The 25244-nt window shown below is 65.8% G+C and carries 23 protein-coding genes; 4 read left to right on the forward strand and 19 right to left on the reverse strand.

Annotated features, from left to right (window positions below; genetic code table 11):
- Positions 1 to 41 precede the first annotated feature (41 nt).
- Positions 42 to 2801 (forward strand): serine/threonine-protein kinase, encoded by a 2760-nt coding sequence (locus IP90_RS15465; RefSeq protein ID WP_144900566.1) that lies wholly within the window; start codon positions 42 to 44, stop codon positions 2799 to 2801.
- Between the two features lie 455 nt (positions 2802 to 3256).
- Here IP90_RS15465 and IP90_RS17020 read toward each other — a convergent pair whose 3' ends face one another.
- The 12 genes from IP90_RS17020 to IP90_RS15525 form a co-directional block, all read right to left on the reverse strand.
- A complete protein-coding gene (locus tag IP90_RS17020) occupies positions 3257 to 3406 on the reverse strand; it encodes a transposase (RefSeq protein ID WP_144900567.1) in 150 nt (49 codons plus the stop codon).
- Between the two features lie 130 nt (positions 3407 to 3536).
- Positions 3537 to 4802 carry a metal-dependent hydrolase family protein gene (locus tag IP90_RS15475; RefSeq protein ID WP_199753514.1) on the reverse strand — a complete coding sequence of 422 codons (1266 nt, stop codon included), beginning with the start codon at positions 4800 to 4802 and terminating at the stop codon, positions 3537 to 3539.
- A 1014-nt stretch (positions 4803 to 5816) separates the two neighbouring features.
- On the reverse strand, positions 5817 to 7154 hold the full coding sequence (locus IP90_RS15480) for a transporter (RefSeq protein ID WP_144900568.1): 1338 nt from the start codon (positions 7152 to 7154) through the stop codon (positions 5817 to 5819).
- Between the two features lie 83 nt (positions 7155 to 7237).
- A complete protein-coding gene (locus tag IP90_RS15485; RefSeq protein WP_144900569.1) occupies positions 7238 to 8011 on the reverse strand; it encodes a hypothetical protein in 774 nt (257 codons plus the stop codon).
- Positions 8012 to 8022: 11 nt separating this feature from the next.
- On the reverse strand, positions 8023 to 8670 hold the full coding sequence (locus IP90_RS15490; protein WP_206751923.1) for a C39 family peptidase: 648 nt from the start codon (positions 8668 to 8670) through the stop codon (positions 8023 to 8025).
- A gap of 149 nt (positions 8671 to 8819) precedes the next feature.
- Complete coding sequence (locus tag IP90_RS15495; RefSeq protein ID WP_144900570.1) at positions 8820 to 9650, reverse strand: hypothetical protein; 831 nt, start codon at positions 9648 to 9650, stop codon at positions 8820 to 8822.
- A 65-nt stretch (positions 9651 to 9715) separates the two neighbouring features.
- A complete protein-coding gene (locus tag IP90_RS15500; protein ID WP_144900571.1) occupies positions 9716 to 10492 on the reverse strand; it encodes a hypothetical protein in 777 nt (258 codons plus the stop codon).
- A 33-nt stretch (positions 10493 to 10525) separates the two neighbouring features.
- Entirely contained in the window at positions 10526 to 11098 is a 573-nt protein-coding gene (locus tag IP90_RS15505; protein ID WP_144900572.1) for a hypothetical protein, read from the reverse strand.
- Between the two features lie 14 nt (positions 11099 to 11112).
- Complete coding sequence (locus IP90_RS15510; protein ID WP_144900573.1) at positions 11113 to 11646, reverse strand: hypothetical protein; 534 nt, start codon at positions 11644 to 11646, stop codon at positions 11113 to 11115.
- 412 nt (positions 11647 to 12058) lie between these two features.
- On the reverse strand, positions 12059 to 12496 hold the full coding sequence (locus IP90_RS15515; RefSeq protein ID WP_144900574.1) for a response regulator: 438 nt from the start codon (positions 12494 to 12496) through the stop codon (positions 12059 to 12061).
- Positions 12493 to 13674, reverse strand: a complete 1182-nt coding sequence (locus IP90_RS15520; protein ID WP_144900575.1) for a sensor histidine kinase — start codon at positions 13672 to 13674, stop codon at positions 12493 to 12495. The genes IP90_RS15515 and IP90_RS15520 overlap by 4 nt, the downstream gene beginning before the upstream one ends.
- Positions 13675 to 13748: 74 nt before the next feature.
- Positions 13749 to 14837 (reverse strand): PA0069 family radical SAM protein, encoded by a 1089-nt coding sequence (locus IP90_RS15525; RefSeq protein ID WP_144900576.1) that lies wholly within the window; start codon positions 14835 to 14837, stop codon positions 13749 to 13751.
- Positions 14838 to 14896: 59 nt separating this feature from the next.
- Between IP90_RS15525 and cls the strand changes: the two genes are divergently transcribed.
- The 3 genes from cls (at position 14897) to IP90_RS15540 (ending at position 17584) form a co-directional block, all read left to right on the forward strand.
- Positions 14897 to 16345, forward strand: a complete 1449-nt coding sequence (cls, locus tag IP90_RS15530) for a cardiolipin synthase (protein WP_144900577.1) — start codon at positions 14897 to 14899, stop codon at positions 16343 to 16345.
- 95 nt (positions 16346 to 16440) lie between these two features.
- Entirely contained in the window at positions 16441 to 16704 is a 264-nt protein-coding gene (locus IP90_RS15535; protein ID WP_144900578.1) for a hypothetical protein, read from the forward strand.
- Positions 16705 to 16801: 97 nt separating this feature from the next.
- Positions 16802 to 17584: a pyridoxine 5'-phosphate synthase gene (locus IP90_RS15540; protein ID WP_144900579.1), complete on the forward strand. Its 783-nt coding sequence runs from the start codon at positions 16802 to 16804 to the stop codon at positions 17582 to 17584.
- Between the two features lie 299 nt (positions 17585 to 17883).
- Here IP90_RS15540 and IP90_RS15545 read toward each other — a convergent pair whose 3' ends face one another.
- The 7 genes from IP90_RS15545 to gyrB all read right to left on the reverse strand — a co-directional run bounded on the left by IP90_RS15545 (position 17884) and on the right by gyrB (position 25093).
- Positions 17884 to 18303, reverse strand: coding sequence for an ExbD/TolR family protein (locus tag IP90_RS15545; RefSeq protein ID WP_144900580.1), 420 nt, complete (start codon positions 18301 to 18303; stop codon positions 17884 to 17886).
- Positions 18304 to 18318: 15 nt separating this feature from the next.
- Positions 18319 to 18744 (reverse strand): ExbD/TolR family protein, encoded by a 426-nt coding sequence (locus IP90_RS15550; RefSeq protein WP_144900581.1) that lies wholly within the window; start codon positions 18742 to 18744, stop codon positions 18319 to 18321.
- A 35-nt stretch (positions 18745 to 18779) separates the two neighbouring features.
- Positions 18780 to 19532 (reverse strand): MotA/TolQ/ExbB proton channel family protein, encoded by a 753-nt coding sequence (locus IP90_RS15555; protein ID WP_144900582.1) that lies wholly within the window; start codon positions 19530 to 19532, stop codon positions 18780 to 18782.
- Between the two features lie 97 nt (positions 19533 to 19629).
- Positions 19630 to 20298, reverse strand: coding sequence for an energy transducer TonB (locus IP90_RS15560; RefSeq protein WP_144900583.1), 669 nt, complete (start codon positions 20296 to 20298; stop codon positions 19630 to 19632).
- Positions 20299 to 20444: 146 nt separating this feature from the next.
- The gene (locus IP90_RS15565) at positions 20445 to 21590 is read right to left on the reverse strand and encodes a tetratricopeptide repeat protein (protein WP_144900584.1); all 1146 of its coding nucleotides are present in this window, start codon (positions 21588 to 21590) and stop codon (positions 20445 to 20447) included.
- Positions 21591 to 21727: 137 nt separating this feature from the next.
- Positions 21728 to 22531: a M48 family metallopeptidase gene (locus tag IP90_RS15570; protein ID WP_144900585.1), complete on the reverse strand. Its 804-nt coding sequence runs from the start codon at positions 22529 to 22531 to the stop codon at positions 21728 to 21730.
- A gap of 111 nt (positions 22532 to 22642) precedes the next feature.
- Entirely contained in the window at positions 22643 to 25093 is a 2451-nt protein-coding gene (gyrB, locus tag IP90_RS15575; protein ID WP_144900586.1) for a DNA topoisomerase (ATP-hydrolyzing) subunit B, read from the reverse strand.
- Between the last annotated feature and the right edge of the window lie 151 nt (positions 25094 to 25244).

Genomic DNA, 25244 nt, shown 5'->3' on the forward strand with positions numbered 1-25244 from the left:
CACCCACATAGAATCGCGGCTCACCGGTTCGGAACACGATCATGGATGCGGATCGCTGGCGGCTGGCGCGGGAGTTGTTCGACCGCTTCGCGGATCTGCCGCCGGACCAGTGGCGGCCGCAACTGACGGCCGCCTGCGATGGCGACGTCGAGCTGGAACGAGAGGTGCTGGCGCTGCTGGCGGCCGATGCCGGCATCGCCGCGACCGCCGCACCGCTGGGCAGGATGGCGCGTGGGCTGGAGGCCTTCGCCAGCCGGGTCGACGACAACGGTTCTGATCTGCGCGGCCTGCAGCTGGGACCGTTCCGCCTGCTGCGTCAGATCGGTCGCGGCGGCATGGGCGCGGTCTGGCTGGCCGAACGCGCCGACGGCGAATTCGCCCAGCAGGTCGCCATCAAGCTGGTGCGCAGTCACTGGGACGAAGCCGACCTGCATGCGCGCTTCCGCACCGAGCGGCAGATGCTCGCGGATCTGCGCCATCCGAATATCGCCAGCCTGGTCGATGGCGGCGTCACCGCCGACGGCAAGCCCTGGCTGGCGCTGGAATACGTCGATGGCATCGACCTGTGCCATTACGCCGAACAGCAGCGGCTCGACCTGCGCCAGCGCCTGGCGCTGTTCCTGACGGTGTGCTCGGCCGTCACCCACGCGCATGCGCAGCTGATCGTGCATCGCGACCTGAAGCCTTCCAACATCCTGGTGCGCGGCGATGGCACCGTGAAGCTGCTGGATTTCGGCATCGCCAAGCTGATCGACACGCCAGCGCTGCAGGCCACCGTGTTGCGCGCGTTCACCCCGGAATACGCCGCGCCGGAACAGATCCGCGGCGAGGCGGTGACCACTTCCGTCGACATCTACACGCTCGGGCTGCTGTTGTACGAACTGCTCACCGGGCGCGGGCCGTATCCACTGGACCAGCCTTCGCCCTCGGCGTTCGAGCGCGCCACGCTTGAGCAGACGCCGACGCGCCCCAGCCAGGCGGTGACCCGCAACGATGGCGAGGCCACGGCGAGCGTCCTTGCCGCGCAACGTCGACTGACGCCGCAGCGTTTGAAGCGCGAACTGCGCGGCGACCTCGATGCGATCGTGCTGAAGGCGCTGCGCAAGGAACCCGTGCAACGCTACGCCTCGGTGCAGGACCTGGCGGCCGACCTGCGCGCCTGGCTGGAACATCGCCCGGTCGCGGCGCGGCGCGGCGGCTGGCGTTATGGCGCGCAGCGTTTCCTCCGCCGCCATGCGCTGGCCGCAGCCATGGCGACGCTGGCCGTGATCGGGCTATGCGCAGGGCTCGCCGTCGCCACATGGCAGGCACAACAGGCACGCCTGCAACGCGACGTGGCGCTGGCCGAAAGCGCGAAGTCGCGCGCCATCCTTGAATTCATGCGCGGCATGTTCGAGATCGCCGATCCCGACGAATCGCGCGGCGCCCAGATCACCGCACGCGAGCTGCTGGCGCGCGGCACCGAACGCATCCGCGGCCAGTTTTCAGGACAGCCTGCCGTGCGCGCTGAACTGCTCGGCGCCATGGCCGGCGCGCAACGCGGCCTGGGGCTGTATCGGGACGCGCTGCCCTTGGCCGAGGAGGCCTCGCTGCTGGCGCGGCAATCGACGGACCCGATGCTGGCCTACGCGGCTGAACTGGAACGATCGCGTGTCCTGCATGCGTTGGGCCGATACAACGAAGCACTCGCGCTGCTCGAGCCATTGCGGCAAACGCCGCTGCCCGCCGCACTGGAAAAACAGGGTCTGCACGCCGAGGCGGACTTCCGGCGCGCGCTGGCGCTGCAGGCGATCGGCCGCCTCGACGAGGCCGATCGTGCTTACGCCGCGGCGTGGCGTTCCCAACTGTCGTTGCACGGCGACGTTGACCGACGCACCCAGGACACCGCGATGCGCCACGTGTCACTGCTGGTGCTACGCCAACAGCTGCCGGCCGCCGAAACCCTGGCGCGCACGACGCTGACCGCGGTCCGGCGCAACACCGACGCCGGCGATCCTCATCGCGCCAACGCGATCTCCACCCTCGCCATGGTCCTGGCCAACACCGGCGCGCTGTCCGAAGCCGAGGCACTGCGTCGCGAGGAACTCGGCATCCGCCAGCAGGCGCAGGGTGCGACGCACCCGGAAACGATCGGCGCCATGAACGACCTGGCCGCCGTGCAGTACGTGCAGCACCGCTATCGCGAAGCGGCGACTACATTCCGCGCCGTGCTGGCACAGCGTCGCGCGCTGTTCGGCAACGCACATCCATCCGTGGCGACCGTGGCCAACAACCTGGCGGTGTGCGAACTGGAACTGGGCGCGCTGCAGCAGGCCGAGGCCTTGGCCGAGGAAGCCCTGCGCATCCGCGTCGCCCACTACGGTCTGCAACACCACACCACCGCCGCCTCGCTGCATACGCTCGGCAGCATCGAACTTGCGCTGCGCCATTACGCGGACGCCGAGCGGCATCTACAACAAGCCGTCGCCAGCTACGACGCGGCCATGGGTCGCGAAGGCCGGCATGCGCTTGGTGCCCTGCGCGACCTGGCACGCGCGCAGATCCTGGCCGGGCATCCCGACCCGGACTGCGCGGTGGCCGAGCGCGCCCACGCACTGGCGCAAACGGACGAACCCGATGCGGCCCGCAGTGCCTATGTCAGCGCCGTACGCGCCGCCTGCTGGATTGCGACCGGCCGCAGCGAAGGTGCCGTCACGCTGGCCGCCGACCTGCGCACCCTGCGCGAGCATTGGGGTAACGACGATCGGCGCACGCAGAAGATCGTGGCGCTGGCTGAAGCGGTGGAGCGGGGCAGTCGATGACTGATGGCGGCGTCTTTCACCAGCTCCGCGGCGTCTGAATCAAGCCGCGCCGAGTAGAGATATCGGCTTGCACAAATTGCTGGCCTCGCCGTATCCATGGCCATCATGGCATGCGAACCCATCCGGTGCAGTTGTAGTCGTAGGGCGCATTAGCCGCAGGCGTAATGCGCCGAATGCCGCCAGCGTCGGGCTGCCATGCGGCGCAATGCCCTTCGGTTATTGCGCCCTACGCATGCTGACCGATGGCGACGTCTTTCGCGAGGATCCGCGTCGCCTGAATCAAGCCGCGTCGAGTAGCGGTTTGGGCTTGCATGAACTGCTGGGCCTCGCCGTATCCAATGGTCGCCGGCATGCAACCCTTCCGGTGCAGTTGTGGTCGTAGGGCGCATTAGCCGCAGGCGTAATGCGCCGAATGCCGTCAGCTCCGGGCTGCCATGCGGCGCAATGCCCTTCGGTTATTGCGCCCTACGCATGCTGGCGTTTGGCAAGCGCACCGAATCCCACGCCGATGTCCATGTAAATCGCTTACCGCACGCCCGACACTTCAATCGTCCATCGGCCAGCCTGTAGTGCCGGCTAACACCGCAATCAGGACATCGTTTCATGACCAAATCCTCGCAGATTTGGTCCGGTTTGCTTAGGAATTACTTTTGTTTTTTGTGGCACCTGGTATCCCTGCGACGTCAATTCCGGATTGAGCGCCGCTTCAAATCCGCAACCCTCACTGCCGATGCATCAGGGCGAAGCCGGCGCCGCCAGCGTGTTCTTGTAGACCACGCCGTCCTTCATGATCACCTTGAAGTTCTGCTCGGGACGGGTGATCAGCGAGATGTCGGCGACCGGGTCGCCGTCGACGAGCAGCAGATCTGCGAACGCGCCTTCCTGGACCACGCCGATCTTGCCGGGATAGGGATTGCGCTTGCCGGTCAGCTGCAGCAACTCGCCGTTGGTGCCGGTGGCCATGACCAGCGTCTCGGCCGGGGTGTACCAGCGGGTCAGGCTGGCCAGGATCGCGCCCTGCTGCGTGGCCAGCGCGGCGGAGAACAGCACGTCGGTGCCCCACGCGGTCTTGAGCTTGTACTTCTTCGCCAGATCGTAGGCGTGGTTGTTGCCGGCGAATACTTCTTCGGCCTTCTGCCGCTCGAACGAGCCCGGCGGGAACGCCTCGGCCAGTTCATCCGGGAACGGCTGGATGCTCAGCCAGACGCCCTTGTCCGCAATCAGGCGCGCGGTCTCGTCGTCCATCAGGCTGCCGTGCTCGATGACCTTGACCCCGGCCTCGACTGCCTCGCGGACCGCGTCGGCCGTATAGGCGTGCACGGTGACATAGGTGCCCCAGTTGCCGGCCGCTTCCGTCGCCGCGCGCAGCTCCGTCGGGGTGAAGGTGATCGCGTCCAGCGGACTGTGCGGCGAGGACACGCCGCCGCCGGCGGTCAGCTTGATCTGCGAGGCGCCGCGCATGAGCTGTTCGCGCACGCGCATGCGCACCTCGTCGGGGCTGTCGGCGATGGCGGTATCGCCCTCCAGGTCCATGGGGCTGGGCGCCCCCATCGTCCGCGGCAGGTCGCCGGCCTGGCGGAAGTCGCCGTGACCGCTAGTCACGCTGATCATCGCCCCGGACGGGTAGATGCGCGGGCCGGGCACCACGCCTTCGTCGACTGCCTGCTTCAGGCCGAAGACGTTGCCGCCCACGTCGCGCACGGTGGTGAAGCCGCGCATCAGCGTGCGCGTGGATTCCGCCGCGGCGATCACGGTCAGGTAGCGATGGTCGCCGCTGAGGATCGCGCCCAGTGACGGCGCAGCCATCATGCTGTGCCAGTGCGCGTCGATCATGCCGGGCATCAGCACCCGCCCGCCGCCGTCGATCACCTGCGCGCCGGGCTCGTCCGCCAGCCCAGCGGCGATGCGCTCGATGTGGTTGCCGCGGACCAGTACGTCCTGCGCGGCGGAGACGTTGCCGGACACGCCGTCGAAGACTCGGACGTTGCGGAACAGCACCACGGCTGGCCGCTGATTTGCCGGGGTCGACGCAGGCGCTTGAGCCGCGGGAGTCGACTCGGGTGCCTGGCTTGACTGGACCGATGCAGGCGCCGATGGCGAAGCCTCGGGCGTCGCGGACGCCGGGCTGGGCGCGCGGCTGCATCCGGCGACCATGGCAAGGGATACCACCGCGACGGCGAGACTCTTCTGTGTGATGTGCATGGTGGCTCCGGCAAGGGGATCGAATGTTCACGACAGCCGTGTTGCGCAGATCGGGCCGCAACGCTCCCGTGAGGGCGAGCATCGGCCTGACCCGGGCTGTCGATGATTACCGGATCGTAGCAAAGTCGTTGCGTTGACCGGATCATTTGCACCTCGCCGAGGAGCGAGGCGGTGGATGGTCGTGTATCCAGGCGAGTTTCAGCCCGAGGCCACCAAGCGGATCACCAGGGATCCGTAGACGACCCGTCGAGGGCCCGCCGCGTCATGCCAGGTCCGGTCATGCAAGCGTCGAGCGCGTGATACCGGCTTGGCAACACCTATCTCGAGTCGATTTACCCGGTCATCCCGAGCGCAGCGAGGGACCTGCTTTACCGGGAATTGCCAAGAAGCAGGTCCCTCGCTGCGCTCGGGATGACAGAAAGCGGCAGGCCGGCTTCAGCAAATTCTTGGACAAGCGTTTGTGGAAAGCACACACGATCCATTCAGTCCCTCCGGAAGTTGCTGACCACAAGCCTCTGCGAAACAAACTACGAAGGCACGAACAAGAAGGTCGATGGCGACAGGACTTTCTGGTGTCGGAGAGCCGCGGCTCCCATCGAATGCAAACGGGCTTTAGAGGCCCTTTCTTTGGTTCCTTTCTTTGGGCCAGCAAAGAATGGGACCCGCACGCGCAGCGGGCGGAAGCTCTTACCCCTCATGAACCACGTCGTGCCGCCACCGGCGACAAGCTGCGAGTAATGCATTCCTGCCCAGGGACAAACGAGCACCCGTCTACGCAAGGGCAACCACGCAGCTGCCAGAAAACATCTCGGATCAGAACCCGCGCGAAGCGCGGAACGACATCACGAAGTTCGGCGCATCCGGAGTCAGACCGTTGGCCATCTGTCCGTTCAACGACCAGCCCGACGGCAACAGGTAACTGGCGCCGATGTTGAACGTGGTGGTGTTGGTGGAACTGCCCGGCACGCGGTCGTAATTGTCGCTGCCCTCGGACTTGATGTGGGTGGCGCCGGCCATCGAGGTGGCGATGCTGAAGCTGACCGCGGCGCGGTCGTTCAACGCGATCGCCAGGCCGCCGCTGAACTGGAAGGGGTTGCCCAGTTCGACCTTGGCCGGCTGCACCTGGCCGACGACCGGCGAGATGTCGTCGAAGCTGCCCGGGAAGTTGTAGGTGTAGCCGAGGTTGCCGAACAGGATCACCGGATCGTAGGTGCGCAGCGCCGACACGCTGATCGTGGTGCTCCACAGGCCGCTGCCGGTGGGCAGGTCTTCGGGGATGTTGAGGTTGTTGTTGCCCTCGTCCTCGGCGATCAGCTTGAGTCCGAACGGATCGCGCCCGGTCGGCGCGCGCACGCGCATGCTGGCAACCAGGTCCGGCCAGCGCGCCGATTCCTTGACCAGCTGGTAGTAGCCGGCGACGCTGACATCGCCGAGGCCGCTGGCGCTCTTGGACAGTTCGCTGATCGAGGTCGACGCGCCGCCGGCGCCGCCGCTGACGAAGCGGCTGGTGCGATACAGGTAGGGAACGTTCGCTTCCAGGTTGATGCGGTCGGTGATGCCGTAGCGGCCGGTGATGTCCGTGGTCAGCACCGAGGCCTTGGTCTGGTCGAGGTCGATCGTGCCGAGGAAGATCGCGTCCAGCGCCAGGAAGCCGCTCAGCGCCAGCTGGCGACGGTCGTAGTAGCTGTAGCTGGTGCCGACGTCGACGGTGAAGCGGCGCTCGAACAGCGGCGCATGTTCCTGCACCACCAGCGCCTTCTCCTGCTCGCGGCGCTCGCTGTCGTCGACCTTCTGTTGCTGCCCGATCTGCTGCAGCGGCTCTTCGCCGGTGGCCGGCGCTGCCGGCTGCTGCGGGTCGGGCATGGCCGGCATCTCCTGCGCCGGCTTTTGTTGCGTCTGTTGCGCCACCGCGGTCTGCGGATCGTTCACGCCGCGCCCACGCAGGCCCAGCTCCAGGAATTCCACCTGCGAACGCAGGCGTTCTATTTCCAGTTGCTGCTGGCTGACCCGCGATTCGAGGCGATCGAGCTGCTGGCGCACATCGGTGGCCAGCGTCGCCTGGCCACTGGCGTCAGGCGATTGCTGCGCGTAGGCGGGTGCGCCGCTGAGCGCGAATGCAATGGCGAAAGCAAGCGTCGTTTGCCGAAGCATGGCTGTCCCTGATTGGAATGTCCGGAGTAAAACGGGCCATGGCGCCGCGCTGTTGGCGGCGTCTTTGTTCCCACTACCCGGAATCAACGTGGCAGTTGCCGCAATCCGGCCAACGCCTGGTAGACGCCCTGTTGCTGCTGCTGCAGCGCGGGCATGGTGGCAGTCTGCAGTTGCAGCTGCATGAGGTTGCTGCCGACCTGGTCCTGGCCGGCGACGCGCGCGGCCTGCATGATGCCGCCGTTGGCACCCGATATGACGCTCTGGCTGAGCACGCCACTCGGCGCGCTGAGCCCGAGCTTCGCGCCACCGCCTTCGAAAGACACGCTGGCGATCATGTTGCCGCTGCTGCTGGTGCTGGCGGTGTTGCCGTTGAAATTGCCGCCCGCCGCTTCGCGCGGCGTGAAGCTGATCGCAGTGAGGTTGGCGAAGCGGTTGCCGTCGCCGGCGACCTGCACCACCTGGCCGACGCCATTCACCGATATCTGGTCGCCGCCGCTGGCGGTGGCGTTCGCAAGCGGGGTGCCGGCGGCACCGGCGGCCTGTGCGTTGCTGCGCGTATCGACCTGTACGTCGAAACCGCCGTTGGCGTTGCGCTGGATCTGCAGGGTGCCGGCGGCACTCATGCTGCCATCGGCGGTGCGCCAGTTGGACAACAGTTCGATGCGCAGTCCGACCAGCATGTCGGCGCCATGGAACTTGCCGCTGATGCGGCCGAGGGTGTCCTCGTCGACCACTTCCACCCGTACCGGCTTGATGTGTTCAGCCGCCGCGGCAGGTCGGGCGGCCTCGGCATGCGCCGAGGCCGCCATCCCTACGAGGGTCCCGAACAAAGCGAGGGGGAGAGTTCGTGTGTTCATGGCGCACCTCGTCACAGCATGTCCGCGCGCAGCAGCCCGAATTCGAGCACCGGCGGCGGCGTAGTGGCACGGTCCAGCACATCCATGCGGCGCTTCAGCGCCAAGGATCCGCGGTCCCGCATCAGGAATGAATCGGCCAGCATGGGCTGGTCGCCGACCACGGCGAGCACCACACCATTCCAGCCCTTCACGAAATCACGCTCGAACACCACCCGGTGGCCGAGCGCAGGGTCGGCGATGAACACGCGTCCGGCGGACGCGCCCTTCACCACCACGAAATGTCGATATCCCTTCACTTCCATCAGCGCGATGACCGGCATCTGCAGCTGATACAGGGCATCAGGTTCGATCCGGAATCCATGCCCGCGGAAGCCGATGCTCTCGACGTAGCGCTTCATGTCGAGCATCGAGAAGCCGTTCTTGACTACTTCCTTGGGATCGGCGCCGACCAGCATTTTCTTGATCAGCTCGGTTTCCGATACCTCCAGGCCGTAGCCGTAATGCAGCAGGCTGGCCAGCGCGGCCGAGCCGCAGCTGAAGTCGTAGTGCTGCTGCATCATGTCGCGATAGCGCAGGTCGCGGAACGTCCTGACCTGCACGGTGGCGGGCGCGCTGCCGATGCGGGTGGCGTCGAAGGCCATCTGCGCCGATGCGCTCATGGCGGCCAGCGCCAACACACATCCGAGCAAGCCTTGTTGCCAGTACCTGCGATTGCTGTCGCGCATCGTCATCGTCTGTTCCTGGTTACCGTTCCTGTCACCACGATCGCCGGGTTCACCCGGCGATCGTGGCTGCCGTCTTCAACAACTTACGGAGCCATCACGCTGGGGCAGCCACCACCCGGGCAACCCGGGTCGGACGGCGGCGGTACGCAGCTGCCGCACGAAGCCGAGGCGATCGCCAGGCCGTTGTGCTGGGCATTGCCGACGCCCGCGGCGACGTTGACGCCGATGTTGCCGATCGCGCCCGACAACGCGCTGCCGCTGAGGTAGGCGGTGTTGTCGAGATCGCATTCGGCCAGCAGCGTGTTCCAGAACGTGGTCTGCTCGCTGTCGGCGGTGGCCTTGGCGATGTTGCCGGAACTGTTGACCGAAGCGGCCAGTGCGTTGGTCTGCGCGTTGCCGACGCCCGCCGCCACGTTCAGGCCGATGTTGCCGGCCGCGTCCGCCAGCACGTTGTCGGTCGCATACGCCGTATAGAACAGGTCACTACCGGAACTGCCATCGTCGAAGCCTTCGTTGCCGAGGGTCGTCTGGCTGTTGAACACCATCGCGTGGGCGAAGACGTCCTCGCCATCGACGGCCGACAACGCGGCGTCGTTGGCTTGGGCGTTGCCCACGCCGGCGGCAACGTTGGCGCCGATGTTACCGGCCGCATCACTCATCGCGTCGCCGGACAGATAGGCTTCGTTGTCGCCGTCGCCATACGATCCATTGACCGCGGTCGTCTGGTCCTGATCGACCACGGCGCCCGACTCGCTGGCCACGGCGATGTCGCCGGACGCGTAGATGAAGCCGTCAACCCAGATGCTGTTGAGGACGAAAGTGTCGTTGTAGATGACCGCGTCGTCGCCTTCGGCGAAGACCGGTGCCGCTACCGCCAGCAATACCGCGGCCAGCAGGGTGTGATGAAGTTTCATGTCTATCCCCTAAGTGGGTGGTGCGACGGGAGCGGCAGATGCCGCTCCCGGGCAGCCGTGATGGATCAGTCGCAGGTGCCGCACGAAGCCGAGGCGATCGCCAGGCCGTTGTGCTGGGCATTGCCGACGCCGGCGGCGACGTTGACGCCGATGTTGCCGATCGCGCCCGACAACGCGTTGCCGCTCAGGTACGCGGTGTTGTCGAGGTCGCAGTTGGCTTCCAGCGTGTTCCAGATGGTCGCCTGTTCGCTGTCGGCGGTGGCCAGGGCGATCGTGCCCGAGCTGTTGACCGAGGCGGCCAGCGCGTTGGTCTGCGCATTGCCGACGCCGGAGGCGACGTTCAGGCCGATGTTGCCGGAAGCGCCGGACAGCACGTCGTCGGTGGCGTAAGCGGTGTAGAACAGCTCGTTCTGCGGGCCACTCGGCTCGTCGGTGCCGAGGTTCGCGTTGGTTTCCTGGCTGTTGAACACCATGGCGTGGGCGAAGACTTCCTCGCCGTCCACCGCTGACAAGGCAGCGTCGTTGGCCTGGGCATTGCCCACGCCGGCGGCAACGTTGGCGCCGATATTGCCCATGGCGTCACTCAGCGCGCTGTCTTCCAGGAACGCTTTGTTGTCGCCGTCGCCGAGCGACCAGTTGGCATCGGTGTACTGGTCCTGGTCGACCACGGCGCCCGACTCGCTGCTGACGGAAATCGAGCCGGAGGCGTATACGTCACCGATGACCCAGATGCTGTTCTGGACGTCGGTGTAGTTGAAGATGACCGCGTCATCGCCGGTGGCAAACGCCGGAGCGGAGATCGCCAGAAGCGCGGAAGCGAGCAGTGTGTGGTGCAGTTTCATGTGGTCTCTCCTGTTGTGTCGTGGTTACAACGGTTATGGCGTGCCGCCTGGCAGCTGCAGCACGATGGCGTTGGTCGAGAGGTTCCCGACTCCCGCGGTCTGATTGACCTGTACCACCCCCTGACTGCCGCGAAACGCATCGATGTCGATGAGTGCGCGGCGGTCGGGCGTTGCGGTTGCAGCCCCCTCAGTACTGGTGGCGGAACCGGTGGTGTTCGCAAGCGCCGCGTCATCCGCGTGCGCCAGCAACAGTCCACCGGTGCCGATCGCAATGGTGTTGAGTTGCAGGTTGGCCGTACCTGCGGCCTGGTTCAGCGACAGCGCGCCGCTGACGTCGTTGAACGCGCCACCATCGATGGTGGCGCTGGCCGCCGCCGCGCGTTGCGCGGGCGTCGCCTTCTGCATTGCGTGCGCGCTGGCGATGCCGAGACCGCTGTCGGCATGCGCGAGCGCCGCGAGATTGGCCTGCGCGTTGCCGACGCCAGCGGCCTGGTTGACCGCGATGCGACCTTCACTGCCTGTACCGGCGTGGCCACCGATGAGCGCCTGGTCATGACTTTGCGCATGGGCCGGCCCGGCGAGCAGTGCCGCGGATGCCGCGATCATTGGCAACCACGCCCTCATGGCTTGCTGCCCGGTGCGCCGGTGCCGGTCGACGACATCGCACCGGACAAGGCACCGGTGATCGTGTTGCCCAGGCCTTCGGTGGCGCCACGAACCGAACCGCCGACCGATGCGCCCATGCCCAACGGCGCGCTGCCGGTGGCTGATCCCATCAGGCCCATGCCCGCGCCGCCGGCCTGTGCATCGGGCACCAGCATGCCGCGCGTGGCCTGCATAACCAGGCCGCCCGAACCGGTGGCGGCGCTGAGCTCGCCATCGCCCAGCGCATTGCCCAGCGCATTGTCGAGCGTGCTGTGGAATACCTTGGCCGGGAATGTGGTGGCGCGCGTGTGGACCGGATTGTCTTCGAGCGGTACGCCGCGATAGGCAATGCGCGGCATCACCGTGCGCGACACCACGAAGCCGGGATCTTCCTGTTCCTGCGCTTGCGCTTGCGGCGAGAACAGGGCGATCAGCAATCCGGCCGCGAGCATCGAACCCAGCAGCGCGGCGCAGGCACGCGTTCCGATGTTGTAGGCAGGCTGGCGCATTCGACTTCCCCTCATTCCATGACCGCCGCAGACCGCGGTGGCGGGGAGAGCAAAGCGATTAGCGTGCCAATGCCGCAACGCGTTGAATCGAAAAGACTTTCAGCGCAGATGTAAGGGCCGCGTTAAAACCGTCATCGAAAAACGTTGCAGGGGTGCAACGTGCTTTTGCGTGCAAAGGTCCATGACATGCATGGCGATGCGGACGAGCCGGTGCATGGGAAGCGACGCAGGCTGCAATCGCGCGCGTTGCAAACGAACCGACGTTCGACGGCGCTGTCGGCCGTCGCGCCATCGCGTGTTTCAGTCTTGAACAACCGGAATCATTTCAGCGCGATGGCCGGAATCGATGCGCCGCCGCGTTACCTGTGATGCGACCGAAGTCGACGCTGGTGCGTGTCCGCGAGGACGCGTTTCAATCCTCGCGCGAACGATTGAGGATCAACCAGTACACGCCGACCTGCTTGAGCGCCCACACGAACTGCTCGAAGTCGACCGGCTTCTGGATGTAACTGTTGGCGCCGAGCGCATAGCTGGCTTCGACATCGAAAGGTTCGGTGCTGGTGGTGAGCACCACCACCGGCAAGGTCCGGGTGATTTGATTGTCACGGATCGCCTGCAGCACTTCGCGGCCATCGACCTTGGGCAGGTTGAGGTCCAGCAATACGATCGAAGGCAGTTCGTGTGGATCGCGATCCGCGTATTGCCCGCGCGCGAACAGGTAGTCCAGCGCCGCCACGCCATCGCTGAGCGCCATCAGGCGCTGCGCGATGCCCGCCTCGGCGAAGGCGATGCGGGTCAGTTCGACGTCGTCGGGGTTGTCCTCGATCAGCAGGATGTCCTTCTGGCTCATGCCTCAGCACCCTCGTCGTTGCCGGAAACGGGAAGCCAGACATGGAAGATGCTGCCCACGCCGGGGGTGGATTCGGCCCAGATGCGGCCACCGTGCCGGCGCGCGATGCGCTGCGCGATGGCCAGGCCGAGGCCGCTGCCGCCACCTTCGGCCTGTCCATGCAGACGCTGGAACGGTTCGAACAGTTTGTCAGCATAGATCGTGGCGTAGCCGCAACCCTGGTCGTGGATCGACACGCGCAGGCCGCCCGCCTCGGTGGTGCCACGCACTTCGATCACTGTTTTTTCGCGCCGTGCCGAAAACTTCCAGGCATTGCCCAGCAGTTGCGTGAACAACGACTTCATCAGGCGTTCGTCGCCGTGGACACGCAGGTCCGGCTGCACATCGATGCGGGCGTCGCGTCCGGGTTCGGCGTCCTGCAGTTCCGCCCCGACCCATTCCAGCAACAAGCTCAGGTCGACGGACTGCGGACGCATGTCGGCGCTGGTGGCGCGCGACAACTCGAGCAGCCCGTCGATCAGGGCCGACATGCGCGAGGCGTTGTCGCGGATGCGCTGCAGGTAATCGCGACCTGCCTCATCCATCGCGGCGCGGCACTGGCGTTGCAGCTGCGCGGAGAAGCCTTCGATCGCGCGCAGTGGGCCGCGCAGGTCGTGCGAGACGCCGTAGGCGAACTGCTGCAGCTGCAGGTTGGCTACCAGCAAGGCGTCGGTGCGTTCGGCGACGCGTTGTTCCAGGGTGCGATTGAGCTCCTGCAGCGCCATCTCGGCGTGGTGCTGGGCGCTGATGTCGCGCAGCTGCGCGATCAGGTAGATGGTACGGCCGCGTGCGTCGCGCATCGCGGCGACGTTGACGTGGGTCCAAACGATGCTGCCGTCGCTACGCAGGTAGCGCCGTTGTGAGTCGGTCACCGGCAGGCTGCCGTCCATCAGGCCGCTCAGGCAGTGCTGCGAATCCTCGCGATCGTCCGGGTGCGTGCAGTCCAGCACGTAGCGCCCGACCAGTTCGCTGGCCGGGCAGCCGAAAATCCTTTCCAGCGCCGGGTTGACCTCGGCCCAGCGGCCGTCCAGGTCGACGATCGCCATGCCGATGCCCGAGGAGGCCATCGCCAGGCGAAACCGGTCATCGTCCTGGGCGGGCGGGAGCGACTGTGGTGGTGATGGACTGAGCGTCGACATCGTCGGCGCAGTGTACGGGTAAAGCCGGCGCCGGGTAGCAGGTCCAGGTCGGGGGTCGGGGGCCGGAGCCCGGATCAGAACAGTTCGGCCTGCGGCGAGGGCGGCCGCGGCGGCACGAAACGGCTGCAGTCCAGTCCCGCGTGGCGATCGCGCTGCGGATAGCCGCAACGCTTGAGCGCCAGCGCGAAGCGGCGCGCCAGCAGCTCGGCGTAGGCGCCTTCGCCACGCATGCGCTTGCCGAAAGCGGCGTCGTATTCGCGGCCTCCGCGCATCTGCTTGACCGTGCTCAACACGTGCTCGGCGCGGTCCGGCACGTGGGTCTGCAGCCAGTCGCGGAACAGCGGCGCCACTTCCCACGGCAGGCGCAACAGCACGTAGCCCGCGCTATCGGCGCCGGCATCACGGGCCGCCTGCAGCACGGCTTCCAGCTCGTGGTCGTTCACCCATGGAATCACCGGCGCGACCATCACCCCTACCGGCACGCCCTGCTCGTGCAGCCGGCGGATGGCCCGGATCCGGCTGTGCGGCGCCGAGGCGCGTGGTTCTAGCTTGGCGGCCAGGCGGTTGTCGAGCGAGGTCACCGAGAAGAACACGCGCACCAGCTGCTGGCGGGCCATCGGCGCCAGCAGGTCCAGGTCGCGTTCGATCAGCGCGTTCTTGGTGATCAGCGACACCGGATGCCGGGTTTCGGCCAGCACTTCCAGCAACTGCCGGGTGATCCGCCATTTGCGTTCGATCGGCTGGTAGGCATCGGTGTTGATGCCCAGCGCGATCGGGCTGACCTTGTAGCCGGGCTTGGCCAGCTCGCGGCGCAGCTGCTCGGCGGCGTTGACCTTGGCCGACAATTTGGTTTCGAAGTCGAGTCCGGGCGACAGGTTCAGGTAGGCATGCGATGGCCGTGCGAAGCAGTAGCTGCAGCCGTGCTCGCAGCCGCGATACGGGTTGACCGACTGCGAGAACGGAATGTCCGGAGACTGGTTGCGGGAAATGATCGAACGCGCCCGCTCTTCGCGCACCTGCGTGCGCGGCAAGGGTTCGACGATTTCCTCGTCGTTTTCGGCGCGACCGTCGTGCCAGCCATCGTCGATCGGCTGGCTGATGCTGACTTCGTAGCGACCCGGCAGGTAGCCGGTGGAGCCGCGGCCTTTGATTGCGTCGCCCATGCGGCTTAGCCTACGCGCTGCCCGTCGCAGCAGCCGCGACACACCGGAATTCCGTGCCGATGCTCGATTCGCTGCAACAGGCCTGGCTGTGGCTGGTGTCGATTCCGCACCTGCGCCTGTACCTCGTGCTCGGCTGGCTGACCTACCTGCTGTGGCTGGGCGCCTGGATCGTGCTGCAGAAACGTGAACCGGTGGCGACGCTGAGCTGGCTGCTGGGCCTGGCCGTGCTGCCCTACGTGGGCTTTCTGGTCTACCACGTGTTCGGTCCGCAGAAGATCAAGCGCCACCGGCTGCGCCGTGGCCGCACGCAGTCGGCGCGGACGGAACTGCCCGCTGGCTTCCAGCCGACCCCGGAGGCCATCGAACTGGCGCGGCTGGGCCTGGCTGCCACCGGGCTGCGGCCGACGGTGGCGCGCGACGTGCGCCTGCTGGTCGATGGCGGCAACAAGTTCGAGGCCCTGCTGGCGGCGGTCGCGCAGGCGCAGAACCACGTCCATCTGGAGTACTACATCTACGCGGCTGACCGTACCGGCACGATGCTGCGCGATGCACTGATTGAACGCGCCCGGGCCGGGGTGAAGGTACGCTTGCTGCTGGACGCGGTGGGCTCGGGCAACGCGCGACGTTCGTTCTTCGCGCCGTTGCTGGAAGCCGGTGGCGAACTGTGCTGGTTCCATCCGATGCGCTTTGGCCGCGTCTGGCAACGGCCGTGGCTGAACATGCGTTCGCACCGCAAGATTGTGGTGATCGACGGCCGCATCGCGTTCACCGGCGGCATCAACATCACCGACGACGAGAACGATCGCCTGCGCTCCGACGCCTACCGCGACCTGCACCTGCGCCTGGAAGGCGAAGCCGTGCGCACGCTGCAACTGGTGTTCGCCGAGGATTGGGCCTATGCGACGGGCAGCCGCGATTTCGTCGCCGAGGTGGCGCGCGCGACACCGTCAGAGCAGGGCGGCACGATCCCGGCGCAGGTACTGACCTCCGGTCCGGATTCGTCGTGGGAAGCCATCCATCGCCTGCACGTCAGCGCAATCCATGAAGCGCAGCGCCGGGTCTGGCTGGTGACGCCCTATTTCGTGCCCGGCGAGGCGGCGATGATGGCGCTCACCTCGGCGGCACTCGGCGGCCTTGACGTACGCCTGCTGGTGCCGAAGATGAGCGATTCCCGGCTGGTCACCTACGCCGCGCGCTCCTACTTCGACGACCTGCTCGCGGCCGGGGTCAAGGTCTACGAGTACGGGCCGCGCATGCTGCACACCAAGGCGCTGCTGACCGACGACGACCTGGTGATGATTGGTTCGGCCAATTTCGACCACCGCAGCTTCCGGCTCAACTTCGAGGTGACGATGCTGTTCCGTGATGCCGCGCTGGCGGCGCAACTGGCGGCGCTGATCGAATCGGAACTGTCCAGTGCGCCGCGGGTACGCGACGATCGCGCCCGCTCGCTGTGGCGCTACCGGTTGCCCGAAGCGCTGGCGCGGCTGTTGTCCCCGTTGTTGTGACGCCTGTCCGACGAACGGTTTTCCGGTCGCGACGGCCTGCCTTGCCGCGCCCGCGATCGCGGTAGACTTCCCGGGTCGTCAAAGGAGTGTCCACGATGCCCTGGCTGTTCCTGCTGCTCGGACTGGTTGCGATGGCGGTCGCGATGAAGACCACCTCGATGCTGTTGATGGTGATCTGCCTGCTGGCGTCGCTGGTGTTCCTTGTGCTGTGGGCCTACGGCTGGTACGCCAGTCGCGTGGTCAGCGTCAGCCGCGACGAATCGCTGATGCTGGATCCCGACGAGTTGCGTCGCCTGCGCGAACAGGCCGAGGCGCGCAAGCTCGCCGCGCAGGTTTCGCAGGAACCACCGTCGACCTGAGCCTTGCGCCCACCGCGCATCAAGGCCGGTCAAGGTCGGTTGTGCTTCCACATCCGGCGCGCGCAGACTGCCTGCCGATCCTCTTGGTTCTCACCCGATGACCGCGCTCAGCGTCAACGTCAACAAGATCGCCGTGCTGCGCAACTCGCGCGGCGGCAATGATCCGGATGTGGTGCGTGCCGCACGCACCTGCCTGGAGGCCGGTGCGCACGGCATCACCGTGCATCCGCGGCCGGATGCACGCCATGTCCGTGCCGGCGACGTGGCCGCGTTGGCCGAACTGACGCGCGCGCATGGCGTCGAGTTCAACCTCGAAGGCAATCCATTCGCGCCGCCGCGGGTCGGTTATCCGGGCTTCGCGGCACTATGCGCGCAGGCGCGGCCGGCGCAGGCGACGCTGGTGCCCGACAGCGACGGCCAGCTCACATCCGACCACGGCTTCGATTTCGACCGCGACAGCGAACGCCTGCGGCCGCGCATTGCCGAACTGAAAGCGCTCGGCTGCCGGGTCAGCCTGTTCGTCGATGCCGGCGTGACCGATGTCGCGCGCGCCGCCGACATCGGCGCCGATCGCATCGAGCTTTACACCGGACCTTACGCCGAAGCGCATGCGCGCGGCGACGCCGCAGCGGCGCTGGCACTGTGCGTGGAAACGGCCGAACACGCGCGTAGTGCGGGGCTGCAGGTCAATGCCGGACACGACCTCAACCAGGACAACCTCGGCGAGTTCGTCCGCGCCGTACCCGGCCTGCTTGAAGTATCGATCGGACACGCGCTGATCGGCGAAGCGCTATACGCTGGACTGGAGCGCACCGTGCGGGCCTATCTGGACATCCTTCGCGATGCGGGCGCGGCGCGGCGCGTCGATTCGGGGCGCTGAGCAAGCACTTCGAGTGTTCGACAACGGCCTCTGTTACAAACGGCTGATGACGGATCGCATTGCCACTGCAGAGCCACCATCGGCCTCGAAGTAGTTCCCTTTGTGGAGCGAGCTTGCTTCGTTACACCGGTTTTGCGAGGCGAAACAGCGGAGCGAGCTCTGCTCTGAAAGGCATGCGTCTGGATATTGCCGTGCAATGTGGTGGCAATGCGCAAAAAAAAAAGCCGCCCTTGCGGGCGGCTTGAATTCCACTGTTTCAGGTAAGCGCACCGGCCGGGGCCGGCTTGTCGCGATATTGCTTACTGGCTCTTCTGCACGAAGCCGATCTTGATCATGTCGGCGTTCTTGGCGGCTGCGAGCACCTTGGCCAGCACTTCGTATTCGGCGTCGTCGTTGGTGTCGATCTCCAGCGTCGGCTGGTTGGTCGGATCACGTTCGACTTCGGCCTTCATCATGTTCTGCAACGCGGTGACCGGCGTCGGCGAATCGTTCCAGTACACCTGGTTGGATGCGTCGATGCGCAGGCGGATCGGCTCCGGCGGTTCCTTTGGATTCTCCAGCGGCTTGTCGGTCTTCTGCGGCAGGTCGACCTTGATCGGGAACGACTGGATCGGCATGGTCACCATGAAGATGATCAGCAACACCAGCATCACGTCGACCAGCGGCGTGACGTTGATATCGGCCATTGGACCGCCACCGGAATTGGATGCAAATGCCATGGCTCTAGTCTCCGGTCAACGATTCTTTTCTTTGGTGGCCACGTAGCCGATATCCAGCATGCCCTGCGCCTGCGCGATCTTGGTGATCTCGTTGATCGTGCGCATCTTGGTGGTGGCATCGCCGCGCAGGTTGAGCGGCGGTTGCGGCTGCTGCTGGGCGGCGCTGGACAGGCGGCTTTCGAGGATGTCGCGGGTGATCGGCTCGTCGTTCCAGAACAGCGAGCCGTCCTCCTTGACCGAAAGCTGGATCGGCGTCGCCTTCAGCTTGGCTTTCTCTTTGTTGACGAGGTTCACCTGCGGCAGCGTGATCTGCGTCTTGTTGCTCATCAACGGCGTGGTGATCATGAAGATGATCAACAGCACCAGCATCACGTCCACCAGGGGCGTGACGTTGATTTCGGCCATCGGGCCGCCGGTGTTGTCGCCTGCACTGAAGGCCATTTCGCTGCTCCTACTTTCTGCCGTCGGACCGTCGCTTAGCGACGGGCCGTGGACTCGCCGACGCGCGCGCCGGTTGCGAAGAAGTCGTGCAGGTCATGCGCGAACGTATCGAACTTGTTGTTGGTGACGCGGTTCAGGCGCACGAAGAAGTTGTACGCCAGCACCGCCGGGATCGCCACGAACAAGCCGATAGCAGTCATGATCAGCGCCTCGCCGACCGGACCTGCCACTGCGCTGATCGATGCGTCGCCGCTGGAACCGATCGCGATCAGGGCGTGGTAGATGCCCCACACGGTGCCGAGCAGGCCGACGAACGGCGCGGTCGAACCGACCGTGGCGAGCACCGTCAGGCCGCTCTCCAGGCGCATCGACTCGCGGGTCACGCCCTGGCGCAGCGCGCGATCGACGAATTCGGAGCGGTTCAGCGACTCGACCAGGCGCGAGCCTTCATGGCGCTGGTGGTGCGCGGCGGCCTGGGCGGCATCGAGCGCGATCTTCGAGAAGGGCTCGCCCTTGGGCTGCTCTTCCATGAAGCGGATCGCGTCCTGCGCGTTCGGGGTTTCCCAGAACGTACTGACCACACGATCGGCGCGGCCGCGCAGGCGCATGTTCTTGATGACGTTCATGACGATCCAGTAGACCGACATCACCGACATCAGGGCGAGAGTGATGAACACGACCCAGCCGACGGCGTCGAAGTTCTGGAGCAGATGGCCGAAGCTCATTTGCTGTAGTGCCGCGGCGTTGTTGTTGCCGGACGCAGCGGCGGCGGTGGTTTCCTGCAGCATGACGCTTACCTTTGAATGTCGTGGAAGGAGTGGATGACGCTGTTTCTGTTTTCTGGATGGAACTGGGTACCGCTTACCTCAACCGGCAGCATTTGCGTCAGCCGAGTTTGAATTCGACCGGCACGCGGACACGGCCCGATACATTCTGTCCGCCCTGCGATGCCGGATTGAAGCGCCAGCGCTTGGCGGCCTGAACCGCAGCGCGGTCGAGATTGCGGTTGCCGCTGGATTGCTCGACCTCGACGTCGGTGGCGTTGCCGTTGGCGTCGACGGTAATCACCAATACCACAGTGCCTTGGATGTTGCGGCGCTGTTCTTCCGGCGGATATTTCGGCGGGTTCATGTTCTTCGACGAAATATCGACGCTGGCTTCCATCGAGGCGACCGGCGCGGGCGGCGCGGGCGGTGCCGGTGGCGGCGCCTGCACGTCGCTGGCGCGCGCTTCGTCGACGAGTATCGGCGGTGCTTCCGGCGGCGGTGGTACCGGCGATGGACGCGGCGGCGACAGCTCCTTGATCGGAGTCGGCTTCGGCGGTTCCGGCGGCGGAGGCGGCGGAGGCGGCGGTGGTGGTGGCGGTTCGATGAACGTCACGTCGACGCGGCTGTCGCGTTCGTCTTCCTGCGGCGGCGGCGTGATGGGCGCCAACAGCAGCAGCAGTGCCGCGGCATGGATGGCGATCGCCAAGGTGATGCCGGCGACGCGTGGCCAGTTGAGTCCTGGTTCGCTGTCGTCTTGGTTCTCGTGGCGGGCGAGGCGTTCGATCATGCGGGGCTCTGCAGTGGGCTCGGGCGCCGCAGCGCCGCGGATCAGTTTTTGGTGTTCATGCAGCAGGTTGGCCGCATGAACCCCTAAGCTTATACCAATCTAGCGGGCTCGTTCCAATCGATTCCGCGCTTAATGAAATCCTTACTCTATTTGAGCAGGGAGCTGGCCTGCGCCGGATCTTTGACGCCTTTATCCAAGGCCTTTTGCGCCGCTGCCTTGGCCTCGGCCTTCTTGCCCTGGAAGCCGTAAACCTTGGCCAGATTCAGGTACGCCTCGCCATCGGCGGCGATCGGCGCGGCCTTGGCATACATCGCTTCGGCGGTCTTGACATCGTCGGCGGCGTAGGCTTTCTGCGCGACGATCATGTAGGCCTTGGCCAGCTCGGCATCCTGCGGCAACAGGCCCTTCGCGACGCCTGCGTCGATCACCGGCACCGCTTCTTTCCACTTGTCGGAATTCAGGTAACCGGCATACAGCGCTTTGTACTCGCGCGCCTCAGTCAATTGGCCCTTCTTGTAAGCCTCGCCAAGCAGCGCATTGGCCTGGTCGTACTGGTCGGCCTGCTGCAGGGAGGCCACCGCGTTCATGAGGATCTTCTTGTCATCCGGATGCTGGGCAAGCAGATCCTTGTACAGCTGGGCGGCTTCGGCATTGCGCCCCATGCTGGCGAGGATGCTGCCGCGCATGGTCTGGTATTTCACGTCGGTCGACTTGGTTTCGGCGAGAAACCGGTCCAGCGTCTTCAACGCCGGGTCGTACTGTTGCAGCCCGAACTGCACCGCCGCCAAATTGCTCATCACCTGGTAGTGGCTGTTGTTGTCCAGACCGTTGCTGTCGAGCGCCTTCTGGAAATATTCGGCAGCTTTGGCATCGTTGCCCTGGTCGGCTGAAGCGCTGCCGGCGAGTTGATAGGCGAAACCTTTCTCGTAGGCGTTGGCGTCGGGCTTGGTCGCGATTTCCTCGGCCTTGGCGACGACCGCGGCGTAGTCCTGCTTTTCGTACAGTTCCTGCGCGTCCTGCAGCGACTTCAGGGCCTTGCTGCTGGCCTTGGCCTCGGGCTGGGCGCGGGTGGCGTTGGGGAACAGCGGCGCGCCGGCGGCAGCGCTCTGGCCATCCTGCTTGTCCTCGGTCTTGTTGAGTTCGGCCTTACGCTTGTCACGTTGGGCACGCATGCTGGTACTGCCGACATTGCCGTAATCTTGCTGCGCGTAGACCGGCGCCATGACGGCCATCGACAACACTGCGGTCAGTGCGAGCACGAGCGGCTGCTGGGCGAATGAACGGGTTTTCATCGATGCACCTCGAAGACGGTTGCCGACGGTAGCGGCGGTGGAAAGATAGGGCGTGGATGCCGGGGGCGGCCACGCTAACAGAACAGACCTTCAAAAGTCGCAAATTGCTGCAGGCCGGTCATTGGACTTTGGTCGCGTCAACCGCAGCTGGGACGGCGGCCGGCCGCGCGCGCCTGCTCGTAGGTCGGCACCAGTTGCGCGGAACGCTGCTGCAACTCGGCGATGCGCGCCTGCGGATCGGGATGGGTCGACAGCCACTGCGGTGGACGACTGCCGCCGGCGGTGATCATGTTCTGCCACAGGTTCACCGCCTGGCGCGGATCGAAACCGGCCTGTGCCATCAACTGCTGGCCGACCACGTCGGCTTCGGTCTCCTGCTCGCGCGAGCCGGGCAGCAGGAAGCCGGTCTGTGCCAGCACACTGCCTCCCTGCACGGCCGCTTCGCCGGCGCCTTGGCCATAACGCGCGCCAGCCAGCGCGCCGAGGACCGACAGCGCGCCCTGCGCGCCCATCTGTCGGGTGATGCGCTCGTCGTGATGGCGAGCCACGACGTGTCCGATCTCGTGCGCGATCACCGCCGCCAGCTGGTCCTGGTTACGCGCGACGGTGAAGATACCGGTGTTGACGCCGACCTTGCCGCCCGGCAGCGCGAAGGCATTGGGTTCGCTGTTGGCGAACAGCGCGCTTTCCCAACCCGTCTGCGCACCCGGCGGCAGCTGCCGCGTGATCGCATCCACCACACAGCGCACGTAGGCGTTCTGGCGCGCGTCCCTGCTCAACGGCCCCTTGCTCTTGGCCTCGCTGAAGGCCTGCGCGCCGAGCTGGTTGAGTTCCTGCTGCGACACCGCGCCGACCATCTGCGTGCGCCCGGTCGGCGACGTCGTCGTCGCACAGGCGGTCACGAGGCCGGCGATGGCCAGCGCCACCCACGATGCTTTCATGGCGTGTCTCCGACGAGATGAATGGGACTTTTTTAAGCCGGTCAAGCTGAAGGGCGCGTCAACCGGCGCGGGAGGCGATGCAAGCGTCCCGCCTGGTGCGGGACGCCCTGGTCAGACGTCGAGGTTGGCCACCTTCAGCGCATTGTCCTCGATGAATTCGCGTCGCGGTTCGACCACGTCACCCATCAGCGTGCTGAAGATCTGATCGGCGGCGACCGCATCCTCGATCCGTACCTGCAGCAGGCGCCGCGTGTCGGGATTGACGGTGGTGTCCCACAGCTGTTCGGGATTCATCTCGCCCAAGCCCTTGAAGCGCTGGATGCTGCGGCCCTTCTTGGCTTCTTCCAGCAACCAGGCCTGTACTTCGGCGAAGCTGGACACCGGTTGCGACCGGCCGCCTCGCACGACCTGCGCGCCCTCGCGGATCAGTCCGTGCAGCAACGCCGCCGCCTCGCGCAACGGGCGCAACTCGCCGCCGTCGAACGCCGACAGCGACAACACCTGCACGAACTCCTCGCCCATGTGCCGGCGCGTCACCAGCAATGCCGCCGGACGATCGTCGCGCGCGGCCTGCAGGGTCAGCGTGTAACGCGGACCACCGATGCCGCCGCGATTGAGCCGCGCCTCCAGCGCATCCAGTTCGTGGCGCTCGTCGGTATTCGCCGCCAGATGCGCGGTGTCCAGCGGGGTGAAGTCGATCAGCGACTCCAGCACGGCCGGATCGTAGCGATGCGCGTTGCGCGCGATCGCCTCACGCGCGCCGGCATAGGCCAGCAACAGTTTTTCCAAGGCCGGTCCGGTGATCGCCGGCTCACCGTCCGCCGGTATCAGCGACGCATTCTCAACCGCATTGCCGGCGAGATACGCATTGAGCGCGGCATCGTCCTTCAGGTACAACTCCTGCTTGCCCTGCTTCAGCTTGTACAGCGGCGGCAGGCCGATGTAGACGTGGCCGCGCTCGATCAGCTCCGGCATCTGCCGATAGAAGAAGGTCAGCAGCAACGTGCGGATGTGCGAGCCGTCGACGTCGGCGTCGGTCATGATGATGATGCGGTGGTAACGCAGCTTGTCCGGGTTGTATTCGTCCTTGCCGATGCCGGTGCCCAGCGCAGTGATCAGCGTGCCGACTTCAGCCGAAGCAAGCATGCGGTCGAAGCGCGCACGCTCGACGTTGAGGATCTTGCCGCGCAACGGCAGCACCGCCTGGTTCTTGCGGTTGCGGCCCTGCTTGGCCGAGCCGCCGGCCGAATCGCCCTCGACGATGAACAGCTCCGACAGCGCCGGATCCTTTTCCTGGCAGTCGGCGAGCTTGCCGGGCAGGCCGGCGATATCCAGCGCGCCCTTGCGTCGGGTCAGGTCGCGGGCCTTGCGCGCGGCCTCGCGGGCGCGGGCGGCGTCGACGATCTTGCCGGCGATGGCACGGGCCTCGTGGGGGTGTTCCTGCAGGAACTCCTCCAAACGTGCACCGAACGTGCTCTCAACTACCGGCCTTACCTCGGAACTGACCAGCTTCTCCTTGGTCTGGCTGGAGAAGCTCGGGTCCGGCACCTTCACCGACAGCACCGCGATCATGCCCTCGCGCATGTCGTCGCCGGACAGCGTGATCTTGGCCTGCTTGGCGATGCCGTTCTGTTCGATGTAGTTGCTCAGCGTGCGCGTCAGCGCGGCGCGGAAACCGATCAGGTGGGTGCCGCCATCCTTCTGCGGGATGTTGTTGGTGAAGCAGAACATCGTTTCCTGGTAGGCATCCGTCCACTGCAGCGCGACATCGACGGTGATGCCGTTCTGCTCGCCGGTCACCGAGATCACGTTCGGATGCAGCGGCGTCTTCAGCTGTGCCAGGTGCTCGACGAAGGAGGCGATGCCGCCCTCGTACTGGAACACGTCCTGGCGGCCTTCGCCGCGTTCGTCGATCAGGGTGATCTTGACCCCGGAATTGAGGAACGACAGTTCGCGCAGGCGCTTGGCCAGGATGTCGTAGTGGAATTCGACGTCGGTGAAGATTTCCGCCGCCGGCTTGAAGCGCAGCAGCGTGCCGCGCTTGTCGGACGTTTCAAGTTGCTTCAACGGATACAGCGGCTCGCCCAGCGCGTACTCCTGCTGCCAGTGGTAACCGTCGCGCCACACTTCCAGCCACAGGTGCTCGGACAGCGCGTTGACGACGGATACGCCGACACCATGCAGGCCGCCGGATACCTTGTAGCTGTTGTCGTCGAACTTACCGCCGGCGTGCAGCACGGTCATGATCACTTCGGCCGCGGAAACGCCCTCTTCCTTGTGCGTATCGACCGGAATGCCGCGGCCGTTGTCGTAGACGCCCACCGAACCATCTTCCAGGATCCGCACGATCACGTCGTCGGCATGGCCGGCGAGCGCTTCGTCGATCGCGTTGTCGACGACTTCGAACACCATATGGTGCAGACCGGTGCCGTCATGCACATCGCCGATGTACATGCCGGGCCGCTTGCGGACGGCCTCGAGGCCGCGCAATACGGTGATCTTGCTGGAGTCGTAGTTCTGGTTCGGGGTGTTCGGGATGGTGCTGTCGGTCGTTTCTGACATGCTTTTCGCGCGCTCCCGCGACGCGGGCGCGTGGACCGGCATCGCGACACATTAGCTATAGGGGATTGCTCCGGGAATTATAGCATTTGACCCTTTGCGTAGCCTGGATGGGCGAAGCGCATCCAGAGGCTTCGGGTCCGGTGTACCGCGC

Origin of the sequence: Luteimonas cucumeris, from assembly GCF_007830035.1 — a bacterium.
GTDB lineage: Bacteria > Pseudomonadota > Gammaproteobacteria > Xanthomonadales > Xanthomonadaceae > Luteimonas_C > Luteimonas_C cucumeris.

What these genes read in the sequence shown, in the direction of transcription:
- IP90_RS15465 (WP_144900566.1), top strand. Translation starts at nt 42, where the DNA reads ATGGATGCGGATCGCTGGCGGCTGGCGCGGGAGTTGTTCGACCGCTTC.
- IP90_RS17020 (WP_144900567.1), bottom strand. Translation starts at nt 3,406, where the DNA reads ATGAAACGATGTCCTGATTGCGGTGTTAGCCGGCACTACAGGCTGGCC.
- IP90_RS15480 (WP_144900568.1), bottom strand. Translation starts at nt 7,154, where the DNA reads ATGCTTCGGCAAACGACGCTTGCTTTCGCCATTGCATTCGCGCTCAGC.
- IP90_RS15485 (WP_144900569.1), bottom strand. Translation starts at nt 8,011, where the DNA reads ATGAACACACGAACTCTCCCCCTCGCTTTGTTCGGGACCCTCGTAGGG.
- IP90_RS15490 (WP_206751923.1), bottom strand. Translation starts at nt 8,670, where the DNA reads ATGAGCGCATCGGCGCAGATGGCCTTCGACGCCACCCGCATCGGCAGC.
- IP90_RS15495 (WP_144900570.1), bottom strand. Translation starts at nt 9,650, where the DNA reads ATGAAACTTCATCACACCCTGCTGGCCGCGGTATTGCTGGCGGTAGCG.
- IP90_RS15500 (WP_144900571.1), bottom strand. Translation starts at nt 10,492, where the DNA reads ATGAAACTGCACCACACACTGCTCGCTTCCGCGCTTCTGGCGATCTCC.
- IP90_RS15505 (WP_144900572.1), bottom strand. Translation starts at nt 11,098, where the DNA reads ATGATCGCGGCATCCGCGGCACTGCTCGCCGGGCCGGCCCATGCGCAA.
- IP90_RS15510 (WP_144900573.1), bottom strand. Translation starts at nt 11,646, where the DNA reads ATGCGCCAGCCTGCCTACAACATCGGAACGCGTGCCTGCGCCGCGCTG.
- IP90_RS15515 (WP_144900574.1), bottom strand. Translation starts at nt 12,496, where the DNA reads ATGAGCCAGAAGGACATCCTGCTGATCGAGGACAACCCCGACGACGTC.
- IP90_RS15520 (WP_144900575.1), bottom strand. Translation starts at nt 13,674, where the DNA reads ATGTCGACGCTCAGTCCATCACCACCACAGTCGCTCCCGCCCGCCCAG.
- IP90_RS15525 (WP_144900576.1), bottom strand. Translation starts at nt 14,837, where the DNA reads ATGGGCGACGCAATCAAAGGCCGCGGCTCCACCGGCTACCTGCCGGGT.
- cls (WP_144900577.1), top strand. Translation starts at nt 14,897, where the DNA reads ATGCTCGATTCGCTGCAACAGGCCTGGCTGTGGCTGGTGTCGATTCCG.
- IP90_RS15535 (WP_144900578.1), top strand. Translation starts at nt 16,441, where the DNA reads ATGCCCTGGCTGTTCCTGCTGCTCGGACTGGTTGCGATGGCGGTCGCG.
- IP90_RS15540 (WP_144900579.1), top strand. Translation starts at nt 16,802, where the DNA reads ATGACCGCGCTCAGCGTCAACGTCAACAAGATCGCCGTGCTGCGCAAC.
- IP90_RS15545 (WP_144900580.1), bottom strand. Translation starts at nt 18,303, where the DNA reads ATGGCATTTGCATCCAATTCCGGTGGCGGTCCAATGGCCGATATCAAC.
- IP90_RS15550 (WP_144900581.1), bottom strand. Translation starts at nt 18,744, where the DNA reads ATGGCCTTCAGTGCAGGCGACAACACCGGCGGCCCGATGGCCGAAATC.
- IP90_RS15555 (WP_144900582.1), bottom strand. Translation starts at nt 19,532, where the DNA reads ATGCTGCAGGAAACCACCGCCGCCGCTGCGTCCGGCAACAACAACGCC.
- IP90_RS15560 (WP_144900583.1), bottom strand. Translation starts at nt 20,298, where the DNA reads ATGATCGAACGCCTCGCCCGCCACGAGAACCAAGACGACAGCGAACCA.
- IP90_RS15565 (WP_144900584.1), bottom strand. Translation starts at nt 21,590, where the DNA reads ATGAAAACCCGTTCATTCGCCCAGCAGCCGCTCGTGCTCGCACTGACC.
- IP90_RS15570 (WP_144900585.1), bottom strand. Translation starts at nt 22,531, where the DNA reads ATGAAAGCATCGTGGGTGGCGCTGGCCATCGCCGGCCTCGTGACCGCC.
- gyrB (WP_144900586.1), bottom strand. Translation starts at nt 25,093, where the DNA reads ATGTCAGAAACGACCGACAGCACCATCCCGAACACCCCGAACCAGAAC.